This is a genomic window from Acinetobacter sp. YH01011 (genome assembly GCF_013420785.1).
In the GTDB taxonomy this organism is placed as follows: domain Bacteria; phylum Pseudomonadota; class Gammaproteobacteria; order Pseudomonadales; family Moraxellaceae; genus Acinetobacter; species Acinetobacter towneri.
In genome coordinates, this window is sequence record NZ_VOYG01000007.1 from 90,523 (window position 1) to 109,898 (window position 19,376).

Annotated in this window: 19 protein-coding genes and 1 tRNA gene; 5 read left to right on the forward strand and 15 right to left on the reverse strand. The window is 40.5% G+C overall.

Annotation, left to right across the window (positions count from 1 at the left end; genetic code table 11):
* Window positions 1-19: 19 nt before the first annotated feature.
* The 12 genes from FTT78_RS06395 to FTT78_RS06450 form a co-directional block, all read right to left on the reverse strand.
* On the reverse strand, window positions 20-862 hold the full coding sequence (locus FTT78_RS06395; RefSeq protein WP_154320670.1) for a universal stress protein: 843 nt from the start codon (window positions 860-862) through the stop codon (window positions 20-22).
* A 126-nt stretch (window positions 863-988) separates the two neighbouring features.
* Complete coding sequence (locus FTT78_RS06400) at window positions 989-1,615, reverse strand: DapH/DapD/GlmU-related protein (RefSeq protein WP_004973079.1); 627 nt, start codon at window positions 1,613-1,615, stop codon at window positions 989-991.
* Entirely contained in the window at window positions 1,608-2,207 is a 600-nt protein-coding gene (locus FTT78_RS06405) for a YigZ family protein (RefSeq protein ID WP_096900925.1), read from the reverse strand. The genes FTT78_RS06400 and FTT78_RS06405 overlap by 8 nt, the downstream gene beginning before the upstream one ends.
* A 222-nt stretch (window positions 2,208-2,429) precedes the next feature.
* The gene (gene lptB, locus FTT78_RS06410; RefSeq protein ID WP_154320669.1) at window positions 2,430-3,197 is read right to left on the reverse strand and encodes an LPS export ABC transporter ATP-binding protein; all 768 of its coding nucleotides are present in this window, start codon (window positions 3,195-3,197) and stop codon (window positions 2,430-2,432) included.
* Window positions 3,197-3,763 (reverse strand): lipopolysaccharide transport periplasmic protein LptA, encoded by a 567-nt coding sequence (lptA, locus tag FTT78_RS06415; RefSeq protein WP_004973072.1) that lies wholly within the window; start codon window positions 3,761-3,763, stop codon window positions 3,197-3,199. Before lptA ends, lptB begins: the two co-directional genes overlap by 1 nt.
* Window positions 3,753-4,295: an LPS export ABC transporter periplasmic protein LptC gene (gene lptC / locus FTT78_RS06420; RefSeq protein ID WP_180043830.1), complete on the reverse strand. Its 543-nt coding sequence runs from the start codon at window positions 4,293-4,295 to the stop codon at window positions 3,753-3,755. The genes lptA and lptC overlap by 11 nt, the downstream gene beginning before the upstream one ends.
* 40 nt (window positions 4,296-4,335) lie before the next feature.
* A complete protein-coding gene (locus FTT78_RS06425) occupies window positions 4,336-4,875 on the reverse strand; it encodes an HAD family hydrolase (RefSeq protein ID WP_004973069.1) in 540 nt (179 codons plus the stop codon).
* Between the two features lie 3 nt (window positions 4,876-4,878).
* Window positions 4,879-5,856: a KpsF/GutQ family sugar-phosphate isomerase gene (locus FTT78_RS06430; protein WP_004973067.1), complete on the reverse strand. Its 978-nt coding sequence runs from the start codon at window positions 5,854-5,856 to the stop codon at window positions 4,879-4,881.
* A 403-nt stretch (window positions 5,857-6,259) separates the two neighbouring features.
* Window positions 6,260-6,335, reverse strand: a tRNA-Gly gene (locus FTT78_RS06435).
* 65 nt (window positions 6,336-6,400) lie between these two features.
* Window positions 6,401-7,822 (reverse strand): cysteine--tRNA ligase, encoded by a 1,422-nt coding sequence (cysS, locus tag FTT78_RS06440; protein WP_180043828.1) that lies wholly within the window; start codon window positions 7,820-7,822, stop codon window positions 6,401-6,403.
* A gap of 199 nt (window positions 7,823-8,021) precedes the next feature.
* A complete protein-coding gene (locus FTT78_RS06445) occupies window positions 8,022-9,134 on the reverse strand; it encodes a beta-ketoacyl-ACP synthase III (protein WP_179993760.1) in 1,113 nt (370 codons plus the stop codon).
* 30 nt (window positions 9,135-9,164) lie between these two features.
* Window positions 9,165-13,124, reverse strand: a complete 3,960-nt coding sequence (locus FTT78_RS06450) for a DUF3418 domain-containing protein (protein ID WP_180043826.1) — start codon at window positions 13,122-13,124, stop codon at window positions 9,165-9,167.
* Window positions 13,125-13,496: 372 nt separating this feature from the next.
* Between FTT78_RS06450 and ahpC the strand changes: the two genes are divergently transcribed.
* From ahpC to FTT78_RS06465, 3 genes are all read left to right on the forward strand, one after another.
* Window positions 13,497-14,060 carry an alkyl hydroperoxide reductase subunit C gene (gene ahpC / locus FTT78_RS06455; RefSeq protein ID WP_004973058.1) on the forward strand — a complete coding sequence of 188 codons (564 nt, stop codon included), beginning with the start codon at window positions 13,497-13,499 and terminating at the stop codon, window positions 14,058-14,060.
* Between the two features lie 345 nt (window positions 14,061-14,405).
* The gene (locus tag FTT78_RS06460; RefSeq protein WP_225530638.1) at window positions 14,406-14,723 is read left to right on the forward strand and encodes a hypothetical protein; all 318 of its coding nucleotides are present in this window, start codon (window positions 14,406-14,408) and stop codon (window positions 14,721-14,723) included.
* Window positions 14,724-14,972: 249 nt separating this feature from the next.
* Entirely contained in the window at window positions 14,973-15,179 is a 207-nt protein-coding gene (locus FTT78_RS06465; protein ID WP_004973053.1) for a hypothetical protein, read from the forward strand.
* A gap of 87 nt (window positions 15,180-15,266) precedes the next feature.
* Here the strand turns inward: FTT78_RS06465 and FTT78_RS06470 are convergent, their stop codons facing one another.
* Window positions 15,267-15,485 (reverse strand): DUF1653 domain-containing protein, encoded by a 219-nt coding sequence (locus FTT78_RS06470; RefSeq protein WP_004973051.1) that lies wholly within the window; start codon window positions 15,483-15,485, stop codon window positions 15,267-15,269.
* Window positions 15,486-15,736: 251 nt separating this feature from the next.
* On the opposite strand from FTT78_RS06470, the gene FTT78_RS06475 reads away from it, so the two are divergent.
* Window positions 15,737-16,081, forward strand: coding sequence for a hypothetical protein (locus tag FTT78_RS06475; RefSeq protein WP_179989569.1), 345 nt, complete (start codon window positions 15,737-15,739; stop codon window positions 16,079-16,081).
* A 403-nt stretch (window positions 16,082-16,484) separates the two neighbouring features.
* Here FTT78_RS06475 and FTT78_RS06480 read toward each other — a convergent pair whose 3' ends face one another.
* Window positions 16,485-17,000, reverse strand: coding sequence for a hypothetical protein (locus FTT78_RS06480; RefSeq protein WP_131260826.1), 516 nt, complete (start codon window positions 16,998-17,000; stop codon window positions 16,485-16,487).
* Window positions 17,001-17,159: 159 nt separating this feature from the next.
* Between FTT78_RS06480 and FTT78_RS06485 the strand changes: the two genes are divergently transcribed.
* Complete coding sequence (locus FTT78_RS06485; protein ID WP_180043823.1) at window positions 17,160-18,206, forward strand: nitronate monooxygenase family protein; 1,047 nt, start codon at window positions 17,160-17,162, stop codon at window positions 18,204-18,206.
* Window positions 18,207-18,290: 84 nt separating this feature from the next.
* Here FTT78_RS06485 and dusB read toward each other — a convergent pair whose 3' ends face one another.
* Window positions 18,291-19,313, reverse strand: coding sequence for a tRNA dihydrouridine synthase DusB (gene dusB / locus FTT78_RS06490; protein ID WP_180043822.1), 1,023 nt, complete (start codon window positions 19,311-19,313; stop codon window positions 18,291-18,293).
* Between the last annotated feature and the right edge of the window lie 63 nt (window positions 19,314-19,376).

The following is a 19,376-nucleotide window of genomic DNA, read 5'->3' on the forward strand; positions in this document are numbered from 1 at the left end:
TTTGAATCATTTACGATTTTTACTTTGCCACCAACAAAGGAACAGTTGAGTTACGGAAAATATTGGTGGTAATGCTTCCCAAGAAAAATTGATGAATTTTACTGTGGCTAAATGCCCCTAGTACAATCAACTGGATACCATGTTCACGTTGATAATCTAAAATATTTTCAGCTACATCACCATAACGATATTCAACCACCACATCTAAACCCGCTGCTGTTAAAAAATCTGCAGGTTCATTTAAAACTTCAGGATGATCGCCCACATAAAGCAAATGACATTGCAGTAATTTAAGCAAATCACTTTGTGCAATTCGCTTCATCATTTTGATGCAAGTTGGGGAATATTCATAAGCAAAAATAAAGCGGGTTGGTGCTTTAAAATGCTCTCCCACAGTCATCACGGTACAATTTGCACCACGAATAAAGTTTTCGACATTACTCCCTAAAGCCTTATTGCGTTCAGCAGATTTTTCGCCCACGCGTCCAATCACCACAATATCGTCTTCATTCAACACACTGAAGCTTTGTTCTAGAAAATCGCCTTTTTCTTGAATTTGAGTAGGTACAATTTCATATTTTTCCTGAATCATATTGGAAATGTGCTGCAATAAATTGTTGCTATAGTCGAGTGCTAATTCACTTTGTTTTTGTTCCAACTCAGCTAATTCTTTGAGTAACATCGCATTACTTTCAAAACCAATCACGCCACTAATTTCCCCCAAATGATAACTGGCGGGGTAATAATCCAAAACTTGTAATAACACCAATTCACGTTGAGTTTGTGTTGCAATCCACGCAGCAGCTTCAGCAAGCGCATTAATACAAGGCGAAGAATCAATACAAGCAATTACACGTTTCATTATTGCCTCTCTTACTGCCTTTTGCAGGCTATTTTTTAGTTGTTATTTTTAACTTAACACAACTCGTGTTGCAGGGACATGAAAAAATGTAATGAAGTTTAAAGATTTAGCCTTGCTGCATCGTATTTACTCACGATAACGAATCAATTTGGCAGGGTTTCCTACCACAATTTCCCGCTCCTGAACATCTTTGGTGACCATGCTATTCATACCAACGACTGCATGTGCCGCAATCTTCACCCCATCTTTAACACCAACATGCGCACCTAACCAAACATCCTTACCAACTTCAATGCCCTGTGAACGCACCGCTTGCTGATAAATGGGCTGATCCAAAGCCATGCCATGATCAAATGCATATAAATGACAATATGCTGCGATACGCACCTGATCATGAAGCTTAATTCCAACTCTGCCACCATCTAAAATACAGTGGTGATTAATCGCGACTTCATTGCCAATTTCTAAAGGGCCATGCAAAGTACAATCGGCTGCAATAAAGGTATTATCGCCAATACTGATTTTACGTCCTGGTTCTGCAAAAATATGTGCCAATGGTGAAATAAAACAGTTTTTGCCAATCTCTACCGTTTCCATTGCCATTAAATAAGCTTGATATTCCTGCTGCCAAGCTTCTGCCCAAGCACGATGTTTAGGTTTTAATGACCAATATAACCACGGCATGTAGTTTAAACGGTGTTTATGCTGCTCACGGTACTTCGATAATGGATCAGGTGAATTTGCTTCAGTCATCTTGATCATCCTCAAGGATTTTGAGTTGTTCACGCCCACGGCTAATATCTTGTAATTTTAGTTTTAAAGGGTCTATTTGATCGACTTGCATGAATGCCTTTACCAACACGCCTTCGGCGGTGTAGTCTTCGCTGTACTCAATCTGCTGACTATTTAGCTCGTATTGTAAAATTGCCCACTCATTAAAATGACAGGAAAATTGCACGGTCTTTTTTTCAATCAGTTCTATTTTTTCTGCTAGAGCCAAACATTGCCCTGCACATCCCCCATAGGCACGTACCAAGCCGCCTGTGCCCAATTTAATGCCGCCGTACCAACGATTCACCAACACCAAAACATTAGTCAACTCATTGCCTTCAATCGTGGCTAAAATAGGACGTCCTGCCGTACCTGAAGGTTCGCCATCATCATTAAAACGTAATTGATGCCCGATTTTCCATGCCCAACATTGATGTGTGGTAGATGAATCACGCTGCTGTTCCAAAAAAGTTTTTACCGCTTGCTCATTATCTACAGGCACAGCAATTGCCTGAAATCGACTTTTTTTAATTTCTTCTTCAAAAGTGATGGGCGCAGCAATGGTAAATGGCATAACACTCCAGATCAATCAACCAGTTAAATAAAAACTTGATAATTATAACGTGTTTAGCGCTCTAACGTATTTAGAGTTATAGCTTATTTGGACTGATAACCACCATGAAAAAACCTTCTATCCTCAAAGGTATAGAAGGTTAAATAATGTTTACACGACTTTCTGTTCTACAACTTATGCAGTAAGCATACGAAAACCAATAACGATTAGAACATTCAAGCTTTAAACAAAAAAGTCTTCACCCAAATAAACTTCACGCACAATTTCATTTTCCAGAATTTCTTGCGGTGTACCCTCTGCAATGACTGAACCTTCGCTAACAATATAAGCACGTTCACAAATGGCTAAAGTATCACGGACGTTATGGTCGGTAATTAATACGCCAATGTCACGATCTTTTAAGGTACGAATGATATCTTTAATATCACCGACAGAAATAGGATCGACCCCTGCAAAAGGCTCATCTAACAACATAAATTTAGGGTCTGCTGCCAAAGCACGGGCAATTTCTGCACGACGGCGTTCGCCACCCGACACACTCATCCCTAATGAATCTTTAATATGCGTGATTTTAAAATCTGCCAGCAATTCTAATAAACGCTGCTGACGTTGCTGTTTATTTAAATCTTTGCGGGTTTCTAAAATAGCCATAATATTTTCAGCGATGGTCAGCTTTCTGAAAATAGAGGCTTCTTGCGGTAAATAACCAATCCCCTTACGCGCACGTTCATGCATGGCAAGGTCAGATAAATCCAGTTGATCTAAATGGATTTCGCCTTTATCCATACGCACCAAACCCACAACCATGTAGAAACTGGTGGTTTTACCCGCACCGTTCGGCCCAAGTAACCCGACAATTTCACCACTTTTCATTTCAAATGAAACGTCTTTAACCACCCAGCGCTTATTATAGTTTTTGGCTAAATGCTTAATACACAAAGTCTGCTGACCGTGCTGGACGCTGTCCTGTGCTGCGCTCGTTTGATCCATTAATCACGCGCTCCCGGGAATGATTTTGAACTTGATGGTGGAATCACAATTTTTACACGACCCGCTTCAGAACCAGTTTTGTTCGGTGTACCAATCGCTTCAACATCGCCTTTGTTCATACTATAACGCAAGGTATTACCACGAATACTGGCTCCATCTTGCTCTAAAAGTGCGCCACCCGTTAAGGTGATAATGCCTGTTTCAGCATTGTAAACAATCTTTTGCGCCTGACCTTTGGCAAGCCCTTTGGCTGGATCAGTCTTTTGCTGGAATTGCGCAGGTCTGCCCGTTGCCGTAATGACACTAATTTCTTTTTTGCTGTTCAGATTAGCAACAATCGAATCTGCCTGCAGTTTCATGGTGCCCTGTTCAATCACCACATTGCCTGTATAAGTGGTGACGCCAGTACGTTCACTAAAGGTCGCACGGTCTGCCAATAAAGTAATAGGCTGACTGCGGTCTGACGGAATTGCCCATGCACCTGCCGATGAAAGCACCGCCAAGCCCACAAGTGCTGCTTGTTTTATCAACGCTTTAGGAGCTGTAAGCTTAGATTTATGGTTCATACTTTCCTCGAATATTAAAAAATTCGTATTGCCCGTCATTTAAATTGGCTTTTAAGCCCTGACTGATAAAATCAGCCTGTGGAGATTGTACAGTCACTTGTTTTTCGGTACTGATTTCACGTGTTTTAGGAAACACATTCAACTCGACTGTTTCAAGCGTCAGTTTGCCTTGAGCGAGTAACTTGGTTGCTAGCACTTGATCTGACAACACAACCTTTTCATTGTCATTAAAACCTTGTGCCTGTTTAGCAAAAAAAGTGGCATCCTCCGCGCCCGCTTTATACATAGAGGCATTCAAATTTTCCAGCTTAGAGGTTTTTTGCTGCATGTCTTGCTCTAAACGGTCAATTTGCGCACGCACATATAAATTGCCCTGCTCATCTGTTTGGGTCAGATGAATTTGCTCTGCACTATAAGTCATAGAGCGAGCAGCGTCAGTTTCCAGTTTTTTGCCTTTACCGCTGTAATAGTAATAACCACCACTTACAGCTGCAATTGCAATCGCAGTAACGTATAAAACTTTAGTATCCATAAGTGGGGCTGTAACTCAAACCTTTGAATGTATGACTTAATTAATGAGGGATGCTGAGATATTTTTCAAGTAAGCTTTGGTACACACCTTTGGCGGTTAAAATCATATCGCAGATTTCACGTACCGCACCGCGCCCACCCATGGCCTGTGTGACTAAATCGGCACGACGACGCACTTCAATATGTCCATTTGGCACTGTGACTTTCATCCCTGCAATCGAAAACGCTGAAAGATCAGGCCAGTCATCGCCCATATAGAGACAATCTGCAGGTGATAAACCTAACTTGGCACAGGCTTCCTGCAATGCAGTGCCTTTATCTTCACGTCCTTGGTAGACCAAATCTACACCTAAATCGGACATGCGTTTTTCGACAATATTACTTTTACGACCCGTGATGATAATGACTTTAACACCTGCTTGTTGCACCAGTTTCATACCTAAACCATCACGAATATCGAATGATTTAATTTCATCACCGCTGTTGGTTAAGGTGACAAAACCATCACTTAGAATTCCATCGACATCTAAAACCAAAGCTTCAATATGACGCGCTTGCTCTAATAAAATATAAGATGCCATTGTTTAGTTTACCCCTGCTTGAATCAAGTCATGCATACTGATCACACCAATGACTTTATTGGCATCATCCACCACCACAAACTGATTGATTTTACGGTCACGTAATTGCTCTAAAGCTTCAACTGCACGTGCTTCTTGTGAAATCGTTGCAGGATGTTGAGTCATCACTTGCCCAACTTGTAAATTCACATCAAAGCCCTGTTGTTTATCAATTAAACGTCGTAAATCACCATCGGTGAAAATGCCTAACAAGACGTCATTTTCATCGACAATTGTGGTTAAACCTAGACGTTTGTTTGAAATTTCGTATAACACTTTGTTCATTGGTGTATCTGGTGCAACTTTAGGTAATTCTGTACCGGTATGCATCAAATGTTTCACATGCAATAACAGGCGCTTACCCAAAGCGCCTGCAGGATGTGAACGAGCAAAATCATCGGCAGTAAAACCACGTGCATCAAGTAACGCTACAGCCAATGCATCACCTAATGCCAAGGTTGCAGTCGTACTTGAGGTTGGTGCTAAACCAAGTGGACAAGCTTCCTGAATATTGCCTAATGTTAAAGCGACATCAGCATTTTGTGGCATCGGCCCGCGATCATCACCGCTAATTGTGATTAGAGGAACTTCCAGATGTTTGATGAGTGGCATCAACATCATAATTTCATCACTTTTGCCGGAGTTGGAAATGGCAATTAAAACATCACCCCGTACCAACATTCCCAAATCACCATGCCCTGCTTCACCCGGGTGCATAAAGAAAGACGGCGTGCCTGTAGAGGCAAACGTCGCAGCCATTTTACGACCAATATGACCTGATTTTCCCATACCTGTGACCACAACACGCCCTTTGCAATGCAACATGATTTCGCAGGCACGGCTAAAACGCTGATCAATTTGCGTCGCCAAGACTTGTAATGCTTGTTCTTCTATTCTTAAAGTGTCTAAGGCTACAGATTGGAAATCAATGGTATTTGACATGTTTGGCATTCAACGTTCAACTTAAATTGAGTATTTTCTACACCTCAATAAAAGTGATTTATTGAAGCACATTTAATTTTCGCAATTTTAGCATATCTATGCAATTCTACACTTTGATTCTGCGTGTGTTTTTTGTTTTAACGCATTTTTGTATGCTGTTTTAATTAACTCGCTTTTTGACTCGAGTTTCAAATGAAAAACAATCATATTTGAGCTTAGGCTATTTATTTTATTGATTCAAAGTTGCAGATAAAGCTAAAGATAGAACTAGCTCAGAAGCATATTTCAACGAAAATGCTCTAAAAATTATGGATCAAACCCATCTATAAAGCTGACTGCAAGCAAGCTATAACAAACAGCCATAAAAAAACGCTTATCTTTCGATAAGCGTTTTTTAAAATTTTGGAGCGGGAAACGAGACTCGAACTCGCGACCCCAACCTTGGCAAGGTTGTGCTCTACCAACTGAGCTATTCCCGCAATATGGAAGTGAATTATAGAGAATTTCATACAACTGTCAACTCTCTATGCTCCCAAGTGCTCAATTAATCAGCACGACGCCATACTGTACCTTGACGGGTATCTTCCAAGACCACACCTTGATCGAGCAAAGACTGACGAATTTCATCAGCACGGGCGAAATCTTTGGCTTTTTTGGCATCCTGACGTTGCTGAATGAAGTCTGCAATGGCTTGTTCAGATAAACCTAAAGCGTCCTGACCAATATCAGACTTCAGGAATTCGTCAACATCATGCTGCACCAAACCTAAAATATTGGTCAAATGACGCAAAGTCGAATAGTACACCGCCGCCTGATCTGCCTGCTGCTCTTTTACTGAACGGTTCAGCTCTTTATTGACTTCAAACAGAACTGCAATTGCTTCGGCTGTATTAAAGTCGTCTCGCATTGCGGCATTAAAACGTTCCACCAAAGCCTCATCTAACTGCTTAACTGTTTGCGTACCGTACGCTTGTTGATAAGCTTTAAATGAGTGATAGAAACGTGATAATGCGGTTTTGGCTTCTTTGAGTGCTACATCGGAGAAGTTTACAGGGCTACGATAATGCGATGACACAATAAAGTAGCGGATCACTTCAGGATGGAATTTTTCCATCACATCACGAATGGTGAAGAAGTTACCCAATGACTTCGACATTTTTTCGCCATCGACATTAATAAAGCCAACGTGCATCCAGTAATTTACATACTGCTCACCTGTTGATGCTTCAGACTGGGCAATTTCATTTTCATGGTGTGGGAACATTAAGTCTGAACCACCACCATGAATATCAAAATGATTACCTAAGCAGCAAGTCGACATCGCAGAACATTCAATGTGCCAACCCGGACGTCCATTGCCCCACGGCGAAGCCCAAGATGGTTCATTTTCTTTGGCATGTTTCCACAAAACAAAGTCAAATGGATGCTTTTTGTCGACTTCAACATCAACACGCTCAGACGCGCCCGCCTGCATGTCTTCTAGCTTGCGACCTGAAAGACGGCCATATTTGTCAAATTTTTCAACCTGAAAATAAACATCGCCATTACTTGCAGGATAAGCTGTGCCTTTATTGACCAAATTACCAATCATATTTTGCATTTGATCAATATATTCAGTGGCACGTGGTGCAGCATCAGGTTCAACACAGCCTAAGTTTGCCGCATCTTCATTCATGGCTTGAATAAAACGATCTGTTAAAGCTTGAATGCTCTCGCCATTTTCATTGGCACGTTTAATAATTTTGTCGTCAATGTCGGTAATGTTGCGGACATATTTCACATTCCAACCTTGACTGCGCAAAAAGCGAATGATGTAGTCAAATGCAACCATAACCCGCGCATGCCCGATATGACAGTAATCATAAACCGTCATGCCACAGACATACATGTCGATATGTCCTTCTTTACGCGGAACAAATTCAACTTTTTTTCGTTGCTCTGAGTTATATAGAACAAATGGTTGCATAGGTTTTCAAAATAGGTCTATTAAAAGATGCTCCATCTTAACCTAAGCATTATTTTTCATAAAGTTTTTCGATGTTTTTATTCTGTATGTGTCTGTGTGAAGAGAATATCGCGGATGATCCAAGCCTTCTCCCGAAGGAGAAGGAACTTTTTAATACCTGTACTTAGGCGTTTGCTGATCTTATACGGTTTGGCAAAGCTTATGCAGCATCACGTTTTTGTACCAAAATCGCGCCAACTGAATAGCCTGCGCCAAATGAACACAAGACACCATATTCACCGTTTTCGACTTCGTGTGCAGTACGGTGTAAAGCGATAATTACCCCTGCCGAAGAAGTATTGGCAAACTCATCTAAAATAATAGGTACTAAACCTGGTTGTGCTGCTTCTTTACCAACCACCAATTTCAAAATGAGTTCGTTCATGCTGGCATTGGCTTGGTGCAACCAGAAACGCTTCACCTCGGTTGGCGCAATCTGATTCTTTTCTAATTGCGCAGTAATCATTTTGGCAACTAAGGGGCAAACTTCTTTAAAGACTTTGCGACCATCTTGATGGAAGCGTTTATCGTCAATATCTGCATTTTCACTTAAGTTTAAAAAACCGAAATTATTACGGATATTATTCGAGAACTGAGTAAACAGGTTCATGTCCAAAATTTCAAAACCTGCTTTGGTTTCAGTGTCTTCCAAAATTGAAGCGGTTGCTACATCACCAAAAATAAAGTGGCAGTCACGTGAACGGAAATCGTTATGACCTGAGGTAATTTCGACATTCACCAACAGTACGCGGCGCGCACCTGCTTTAATCGCATCATGCGCTTGCTTAATGCCGAAAGTCGCAGCAGAACATGCCACGTTCATGTCATAGGCATAACCTTGAATACCAAGCGCAGTTTGAATTTCAATCGCCACCGCAGGATAAGCACGCTGCAAGTTTGAGCAAGACAAAATCACCACATCAATATCTTCTGCGGTCACGCCTGCATTTTGCATGGCTTGTTTTGCAGCAATTACACCCCATTCTGCTTGTAGCGAAATTTCATCATCCCCGCGTTCACGCAAATTTGGACGTAAACGGTTAATGTCCAGAATACCTGTTTTTTCTGACACGTAACGGCGTTTTACCCCAGAGGCTTTTTCGATAAAGTTAGCACTTGAGCCACGACGTTCTTCAAGCTCACCTGCTGCAATTTTGTCAGCATTGAGCTGATTATACTGTTCCACATAAGCATTTAAACTTTCGACCAACTCTTCATTGGTAATAACATCTTCTGGGTGATAAAGACCAGTACCTATAATGCGAATGCCCATGTAAAACTCCTTCTAGAAATTACTAATATCTTAACTGATTCCGAGCTTTTCCCATACTTTTTGCAGCCGAGTTGCAGAAATTGGCATTTTGGTTTTCATGGGTTGAGAGAACAGCGATATGCGTAATTCTTCCACCATAAAGTACAATTCCTTGAGTCGGGCATCTTGTTTGTGTTTAAACAATTTGTCCATCCAAGGGTCAATTTGGGCGATGGCAGCATCGTCTCTTTGCAAGTTATTGGGTAAGCGGTCTAAACGTAATAACAACGCTTTCAAATAGCGCGGATATTCGCTCCACACCTCTACAGGCTTGCTATACACAAAGTCTGCCAGATGCATTAAGTCCAGCTGATCTTCTATATCATCCATATTTTTAGCAAAAACTGCTTCATCAAGCATAAGAAGCTGACGGCGGATGTCTTGCCATGCAATATAAATTTCATTAAAGATACGCAGCGTGGTTTGACCATGACTGAGGAAAGTCTTTTTTACCTCAAGCTGCAACTTTTGAAACTCTTCCAAGTTGACTGGTAAGTCACCAATAATGCTTTGCAATGTTGCATAGATCAACATTTGCTCAAGTTGAGCTTTATCACCCAAAGGCGAATACGCCAAAGCCAAGGGTTTATCAATTTGTTTTTTCAATTGGCGTGATAAATCACCCAATTGCACATATAGCAAACGAATCACGCCTTCACGGTGCTGACGAATCGCCTCACTCTGATCATTAAAGGTTTGAATCACCACACCCGATTCATCTTTTGGTAAAAGCTCTGCAAATATTTTGCTTGGTACCAACGCCTGATATTGCTTAACCACTACGCCCGTAACTTTTTGCGAAGCTTCAAATACAAATCGTTCAGGAAAAGTTTGAAATTCTCCGTGCACCTGCTTTACAGGACTATGCGTTTCGGTATGGCAACGCGCTTTTAATTCAGATAAATCACGACCTTGCTCAATCACCCGCCCTTTTTCATCTAGCACTTTAATGAACGGCAATAAATACGCATCTACCCGCTCAAAGCTAAAGTCTTTTTCGGTGATGTGTTCAGCACGTAATTGAAATGCCAAAAAGCTAAAAATGTGCTCGCGTAAATTTACCGCATCAACACGTTGTAGCAACTTTCGAGCTGTGTCTGGAATAGGCACCAAATGACGACGCTTATCTTTAGGCAAAGTCTTGAGCAAGGCTTCAATTAAATTTTCACGCCAACCCAGAACACCCCACGACCAGATATTTTCATCGACCTGTGCCAACGCTTGCACTGGAATTTTAACGGTTGCGCCATCTTCATCATGGCTGGGGTCAAAACGGTAACTGGCCGCCAAGCGCAGCTCACCATTACGCAAATAGTCAGGAAATTGCTGCGTGGTCGGACGATCATTCAGCCAAAGTGCATCATCTTCCACAAATAAATAACGTGGATTTTGCGGCTCTACTGTGGCACGCCAATCTTCAAAGGAACGACGGCTTGCAACTTCTGCAGGTACTTTGGCGGCATAAAATTGATAAATAGTTTCTTCATCAACCACTAAATCACGACGACGTAATTTATCTTCAACCCGTTCCACTTCTTCCAGTTTAAGCAGGTTGTGTTTTAAAAATGGTGGGGTAATGCCCAAGTTGCCTGTGGTTAAAGCATCACGTAAGAATATTTCATGGGCGGCTTCCTGATCGACCTTTTCGTAATTGACAGGACGTTTCGGCTCGATAATTAGACCAAACAGCGAAATCTGATCATAGGCATTCACCACGCCTGCTTTTTTAGACCAATGTGGTTCAAAATAGTGATGCTTCAGCAAATCACGTGCAGCCAATAAAATCCATTCAGGTTCAATTTTTGCCAAGGTGCGTAGATACACTTGCGAAGTTTCTACCATCTCAAATGCCATGACCCACGGTGTATTGGTTTTATGCAAAGTCGATGCAGGGAAAATTCGTGCTTTTTGTTGGCGTACTGCCATAAACACATTGCGCTCATCGGTTTTATTGGCAATAAAAGAAAGCAACCCTGTTAATAACGCCCGATGCAGATTTTCATAACTGGCTTTTTTCTCATTAAACGACAGTTTTAAGCCACGCGCCAAATCCACCAATTGTTCATGAGTTTTCTTCCATTCACGTAAACGCAACCAACTTAAAAAATGCTGACGGGCAAAAGTACGACGTTTGTTTTCACTCATGCCATCACGGTTTTCGTGTAAAGTTTCCCACAATTTTAAATAGAATAAAAAGTCAGAATCTGCTTCACGGAACAAAGCATGTTTTTGATCGGCTTGCATTTGTTTGTCTGCAGGACGTTCACGCGGGTCTTGTACCGCCAATGCCGCTACAATAATCAGGACTTCATTTAACACCCCAAAATGCGCACCGCCTAAAATCATACGTGCCAGTCTTGGATCAATCGGCATTTTTGCCATTTGCTGACCAATTTTGGTTAAGCTGCTGCCTTGAAGCTCGCCTTTATTAGCGGTGGATTTAGTGGAATTATTCGGATGATTGTCTCCCTTTTGCGTCGCAGAGCTACTCATTCCGTCTAAAAGAGGGGCTTTACCCTTCTCAATCATCGCACCCAGTTCAATCAACAGCTTACGACCATCATTGACTAAACGATGATCTGGCGGCTCAATAAAATCAAAATCTTCGAGCGTACCCAAGCCCAAACTTTGCATTTGTAAAATGACCGATGCCAAGTTGGTGCGTTTAATTTCAGGTTCAGTAAACTCTAGGCGACTTAAAAAATCTTCTTCTGAATACAGGCGAATACAAACGCCTGGCGCAATACGACCACAACGTCCTTTACGCTGATTCGCTGCTGCCTGAGATACTGCTTCAATCGGTAAACGCTGCACCCGTGAGCGATAGTTATAACGTGAAATACGTGCAAAACCGCTATCAATCACATAGCGGATATTGGGTACAGTGAGTGCGGTTTCAGCGACGTTGGTGGCAATAATAATGCGACGACCACCACCTGAAGGATTAAAGATTTTTTGTTGTTCCGCCAAAGCCAAACGCGCATACAACGGTAAAATTTCAGTATGACGCGGTCCATGCTTATGCAAGGTTTCTTGCAGCTCCCGAATTTCCTGTTCAGTACTGGCAAAAATTAGAATATCGGCATGTTCAGGATGACCTTTTTCCTGTGCATCGGCAAAGCATTCTTCTACCGCTTGCACCACTGCGCGTGGCAAGTTTTCTTCAAAGTCATCAAACTCATCATCATCACTACCACCAATGCTTAATTCAGAAATTGGACGATAACGTACTTCGACAGGATAGCTTCGACCTTCGACCTCAAAAATAGGTGCGCCGTTAAAATAGTTACTAAAACGCTGCACATCTAAAGTTGCAGAAGTGATGATGACTTTTAAATCAGGGCGACGTGGCAAAAGTTGCTTTAAATAGCCCATAATGAAGTCAATATTTAAAGAACGCTCATGCGCTTCATCTATAATAATGGTGTCGTATTTATTTAAATAACGATCATTGGCAAGCTCTGCTAACAAAATACCATCGGTCATTAAACGGACAATTGAATCTTGCGAACCCTGTTCATTAAAACGAACTTTAAAGCTGATGGACTCACCTAACTTTTCGCCAACTTCTTCGGCAATACGCTGCGATACACTACGCGCAGCAAGACGTCGTGGCTGAGTATGACCAATTAACCCCGTTAAACCACGACCTGCCAACATTGCAATTTGTGGTAACTGTGTAGTTTTCCCTGAACCTGTTTCACCCGCCACAATAATGACCTGATGTTGCTGAATTGCAGTAATCAACTGTTCGGCAGATTGAGTCACAGGTAAATCTTGATTCAACTTGATATCGGGAATGCGCTGCGCACGCTCCAACACTTTTAAATTAGATTTTTCAAATAATTCCTGATATTGCTTTGGATTGGCATCTTTGCCTTTTCGTAGTCGATTTAAACGATGACGATCACGCGCCAAAACGAGGTGGTCTACATTTAAATGACTCTGCACAGAATACGCTTCCTAACCAAAACACAAACGCGTATTTTACGCTGTAATGCCTTTGAGCGAAAGAACAGTGATTTAGAATGCGTATTTAAAAAGTTTTCAATCCACCCTTGAATTTCAAAATAGCATCCCCAAATAGATGTATGTTCGCCAATTGCTGAAATGGGTTGTATTTGAACCTGAGGAAATAGGTTGTCATGCAATCATCATTTTGAGGCTTAATAAAGACTCAATAATGCAGTAATGAAAGTGTACGCTTTTTACATACTCATTTGTTTTTCCGATGCTAGTAATGTAAAAATACCATTTCAGCAATAAAACAAAATTAGATACTCTATTACCAACGAAATACAAACCTTAATCATGGAGACAGTGATGAGCTTAATTAATACTGAAGTTAAACCATTTAAAGCAAATGCATACCACAACGGTCAATTCATTGAAGTAACTGAAGCTGATCTTAAAGGCAAATGGTCTGTAGTATTCTTCTACCCTGCTGACTTCACTTTCGTTTGCCCAACTGAGCTTGGTGACCTTGCAGACAATTACGCAGAATTCCAAAAATTAGGCGTTGAAATCTATGCAGTTTCTACTGACACTCACTTCACGCACAAAGCTTGGCACGATTCTTCAGAAGAAATCAAAAAAATCCAATACGTAATGGTTGGCGACCCAACTTGGACGCTTTCTAAAAACTTCGAAGTATTAATCGAATCTGCTGGTCTTGCTGACCGTGGTACTTTCGTAATTGATCCAGAAGGTAAAATCCAAATCATCGAAATCAATGCTGGCGGTATTGGCCGTGATGCTCAAGAACTTCTTCGTAAAGTTAAAGCAGCTCAATACGTTCACGCTCACCCAGGTGAAGTATGCCCAGCTAAATGGAAAGAAGGTGATGCAACTTTAGCCCCATCTATCGACCTAGTAGGTAAAATCTAAGTTTTAGATTAAACCACTCAAAAAAACCACGCATATTTTGCGTGGTTTTTTTTAATCAGAACATCACCCTTTTCTACCTTATTTATTCATATTTCATCTCTAGAATAGAAAATGTAAAAACATTACAACACTACAATCGAATCTGTACCGGTAACAGTTGTGAGATTTATTTTTGAGGGCTGTTCTATGAAAAAATTATTTTTACTTTCAACATTAATAGCATTTTCAGTGCCAGCTTTAGCTGATTTCAACTGTAATGGCAGCATTAAAAATCGAACTATTGATGATAATGTCAAAGTGCATAAACAATGTGTTCTTGATCATGTGACTATTAAGGGCAACCTAATGTTGCATTCCAACTCACATACGGCAATTAAAAATAGTACGATTGATGGCAATTTAGAATCTAAAGGAAACTTTAGTCAGGTTAATGCACATGCCAACCGCATTGATGGCAATATCCAACTCGAAGATGGGCGTAACATCCAACTCACGTCAAACCGTGTAAATGGCAATATTCAACTTAAAGATAATTCAGGCTCAATCGTTGTAAAAAATAACCGCGTGAATGGCAATTTAGAATGTGAAGATAACCGCGTAAAACCGACTGGCGGCACAAACCGTGTTTCTGGTGACAAAGAAGATCAATGTCGTCATCTATAAAATCTAGTCTTTCAATCATTTTATTTAAATGAATGACTATTCATGTGCAAAGCATAAACACCACATCCTAAATGTGGTGTTTTATTTCGCTTCATAATAGTTTTGTCGTTTTTGGCACGTTTAGGTTGCGCAAAAAACTTATATTCAAAAGTTACAATTCTGTAATACTTTTTAGCAAGCACTTCACTTATGTTCAAAATAAGCAGATTTATTCTGTGAAAAATAATATAAAAAATAAAGGAGTTGCTTATGGGTAAAACACTTGCCGTGACATCCTGGACATACAGTGCATCTTCACGTTATTTAAAAATATTTTACGAAAATGGCTCTGGGGATTTATTCCATCCTGTACCACAATTTATTTATGACAACTTATTAAGACGCAGTGATAAAGCAGCTTTTGTGAGTAAATATTTAGCATACGATTTAAGCTTTAACCGTATTTCCATTCAATAATTGATTTTATTAAACTTTGAGCATCCACATAACGATCCAATCTAAAAATAGATTGGATCGTTTTAAATAGGTAAATAACTTCAAATATTAATACACTTCTTGAATCAATTTAAAGCGTTCCTGTTCACGGTCATCATCCAAAGTAATACTCTCCGTGAACATATCAAGCGGTCTGGCCCAAATAGAATAATCGCCATATAAGCATTGATAAACCACCAATTTCTCTTGGGTTTCACTGTGTGTAGCCACATGCAGCACTTGATACAATTGCCCTTTATAATGTTGATAAATCCCTTTTTTAAGCATTTTACAATCCCAATCTTACAGAATGGCATTACTGTACAATAAAAACTGTAACCATTCTCAAGATTTCACCTTATCAGAAAAAATGAATCGCATCGGCATATTTTTCTCTAATTTATCGTTCTAATCTACACAACAAAAAAATATCTAAACCCATTACATTATTTGAACAATTTTAAGCTTCAAATTGATTGTTTTTTGGTTATATTCGCATTATCCCATCTTAAGTGGATGTAAAAAAAGGAAACATGATAATGAATAAACTTCTTATTGCTTTAGGTCTTGCTGCCACTGTAGCACTTGTAGGTTGTGCAAAAGAAAAAGCACCAGAAACAGGGGCAACTACGGGTGAACACTTAGAAAACGCTGCGGCTCAAGCTGCACATGATGCCAAAGATGCAACACATGAAGCTGCTACTGCTACAGCAACTGCGGTAGATAACGCAGCGCAAGCAACTGAAAATGCTGCACACAATGTTGCAACAGCAACAGAAAACGCAGCTGATACGACTGTACAAGCTGCTAAAGATGCAACTGCTGCGACTGCAGGTGCGGTTGAACAAGGTGCTGCAAATGTGAAAGAAAAAGCACAACAATAATTTGATTGTATAAAACAAAAACTCCTGAGCAAGTTCTCAGGAGTTTTTTATTCAGCACGATTTAATTAGGGTCTGTTGACAATTCGTCTATGTTTGCGACATGAGAGATATATCTCGCAAGGTTTTTTAGCTGATATAAGGCATGGGACAGGAAATTTACTCATTCTAAATGACTGGCACATAACGTAATAGCAGCAAAAAATATGCTTGTACCCTTGCGCAGCAAACAAAGCAGTGCTTTGTTTTTGCTCATGTGGCTAAAACTTTCACAGATTGCGTTATAAAACTTGAAAATAAACCCGTTATTCCCTGCGTTTCATGCCTAATCTGCTCAGTTTTAGCCTACAGCGCAAGCCATTTATGAAATATCAACAGACCCTAGTAAACCTAAATCCTGCCGCAACTATAACGCCGCTTTTAAATTACAACCATAGCCCATGGTCTGTTGTACTTGGCGGTAACTGGTGTAACGATTCAAAATAAAATCATAATAAGATTCTGCATTGGCAAAATTTTCAGCCAAATTTTCCTGCTCTGCACGCGGTAATTTTACATCTTTAAGAAAATCTAGATTGTTATGTCCTAAGCGATATAACTCAGCAAAATAACCATTCATCATATCGCAATAAGCAATTTTAGTCGGCTTTAAAGCAGTACTGGCGACTAAATGCTGATTTAAAGTTTGTAAGTTATTTACATCTAAAGGGAATTGATGTGCAAATGCGATATTTTCGACTTGTTTAAATTGTTTGAAGTCTTGCGCCAATTTGACATTTAAAGCATCTATACGCTGTTGTAATGCAGTCGCATCCTGAACCTGATATTGCTTTGGATCAATTTTTACTTGAGTTTGCTGTGGATTGCTACACGCACTTAATCCACACACCACAAGCAAACCACCATAAACGAAAGGCTTCATTAATTTACTCATCAATTCATACATCAGGCTTATTATGCCTGAAAGCATCTGCAAATTTAATGATATCGCTCATCTTAATATTTCATAAAGAAATGACGGATATGATTTGCCAATCTACCTAGAGTTGGGCAAAGTAGATAAAAACATGGAGTAAATAATATGACCTTATTAGAACAACTGAATATAAAGCATCCTATTTTTCTTGCTCCAATGGCTGGCGTTTCTACTCCCGAACTTGCAGCCGAGGTTTCTAATCAAGGTGGTTTTGGCTCACTCGGTTTAGGTGCAAACACGGTAGATGCTGCACGTGAGCAAATTTTACGCACTCAAGAACTGACTGATTTTCCATTTCAGGTCAATTTCTTTTGCCATGAATCAAGTCCACTAGATGAAGTCGCTGCACAAGCGTGGATTGCACATTTTCAGCCAATCTTTGAACGCTATGGCGCAACTGCACCGAGTCAACTAAATTGTATTTATCCAAGTTTTAAAGACCATGATGGATATTTAGATCTTGTACTAGAAACTAAACCACAAGCCGTCAGTTTTCACTTCGGGATTCCGCATGCGCATCAAATTCAGGCTTTAAAAGATGCAGGAATCATTACTATGGTTTCAGCAACCAACTTAGCCGAAGCTCAAGCCATTGAAGCAGCGGGAATTGATGTCATTATCGCCCAAGGCATTGAGGCAGGTGGACATCGGGGTATCTTTAACCAAACCTTTGATAGTGCAATTAAAACCAGCGATTTAGTACAACTAATTCGTGAACATTGTACCCTGCCAGTGGTTGCAGCAGGTGGCATTATGAATGGTCAGCAAGCACAGTTAATGCTGAAATTGGGCGCTTCTGCGGTACAGCTGGGTACAGCTTTTGTGCAATGTAAAAGTTCCAATGCCAATCCAGCTTATCGACAAGCTTTATTTCAACAAAACATTACTCAAATGACCGACAGCATTTCTGGACGCCCTGCCCGTGGTTTAATTAATCATTGGCATACACAAGTAGATACGCCAGATCGTTTAACAGTACCTACCTATCCGTATAGCTATGATCTTGCAAAACAGTTGCATGCAGCAGCCGTTATACAAGGCGAGCAAGGTTATGCGCCATTCTGGGCAGGCAGTAATGTTAGCCAAATTCGTGAATTAGAAGCTGCAGATTTAATCAATCAATTGGTGCTAGAGATGATTCACGCACATTAAACAAGAATACAACCGCTCTGCTTTAAACAAGCAAAGCGGTTAAGAGTGAAATTTTAACTATAAAATCAAAATCTTAAATGCTAATCAAGTATCCAGTAAATTAACACTTTCTACTTGTACATCACTCATGATTTCACCATGTGCCAATAACTGATTGAAGTAGTCCTCCACCACTTTAAATTGTTCGGCAGTACTTTCAACTTTATACATGTTTTGGCGAAACTCATTACTTGAACGTAAACCTTTGGTGTACCAAGCAATGTGTTTACGTGAAATTCGACAACCTGAATATTCCCCATAAAACTCATAAAGCTCGGCTAAATGCCCTAATAGGACTTTTTGAACTTCTGCAATACTCGGTGCGGCAAGCAGCTCCCCCGTTGCTAAATAATGTGCAATTTCCCGAAAAATCCACGGACGCCCCTGTGCTGCACGTCCAATCATAATGGCATCAGCACCTGTGTAATCCAGCACATATTTGGCCTTTTCAGGGCTATCTATATCACCATTGGCAATCACAGGTATCTGCAACATACTTTTCACGTCTTTAATGAGTGAGTAACGTGCATGATTTAAATACATATCTTCACGGGTACGACCATGCAAAGCTAAAGCGGCAATACCAGCTTGTTCTGCGCGTTTGGCAACCCGTAAAATATTTTCCTGCCCATTCAAAAAACCTAAGCGAGTTTTCAGTGTCACAGGCACATTCACCGCGGCAACCACAGTATCTAAAATGCGTGCCACCAAATCTTCATCTTGCAATAAAGCCGAACCAGCCAACTTATTGCAGACTTTTTTGGCAGGACATCCCATATTGATATCAACAATTTGTGCACCATTGGCGACTTGATAACGTGCGGCTTCGGCCAAATCATGCGGGTCTGAACCTGCAATTTGTGCAGAAATTGGTGCAAGTTCCCCATCAAAGTTGGCACGATACAAACTCTTTTTACTCATGCGCAAAGTTTTGTCAGAGGTCATCATTTCACTGACCGCATGCCCTGCACCAAAGTACTTGCACAGTGAGCGAAAGGGTCTATCAGTGACACCTGCCATCGGGGCAACGATCAAATTATTTGACAGTTGATAGGGACCAATATACATATATATTCTTAACTTTAACGATTGGCATAGTATACTGCATCTGCCCTTTGGGCTCATCCATTT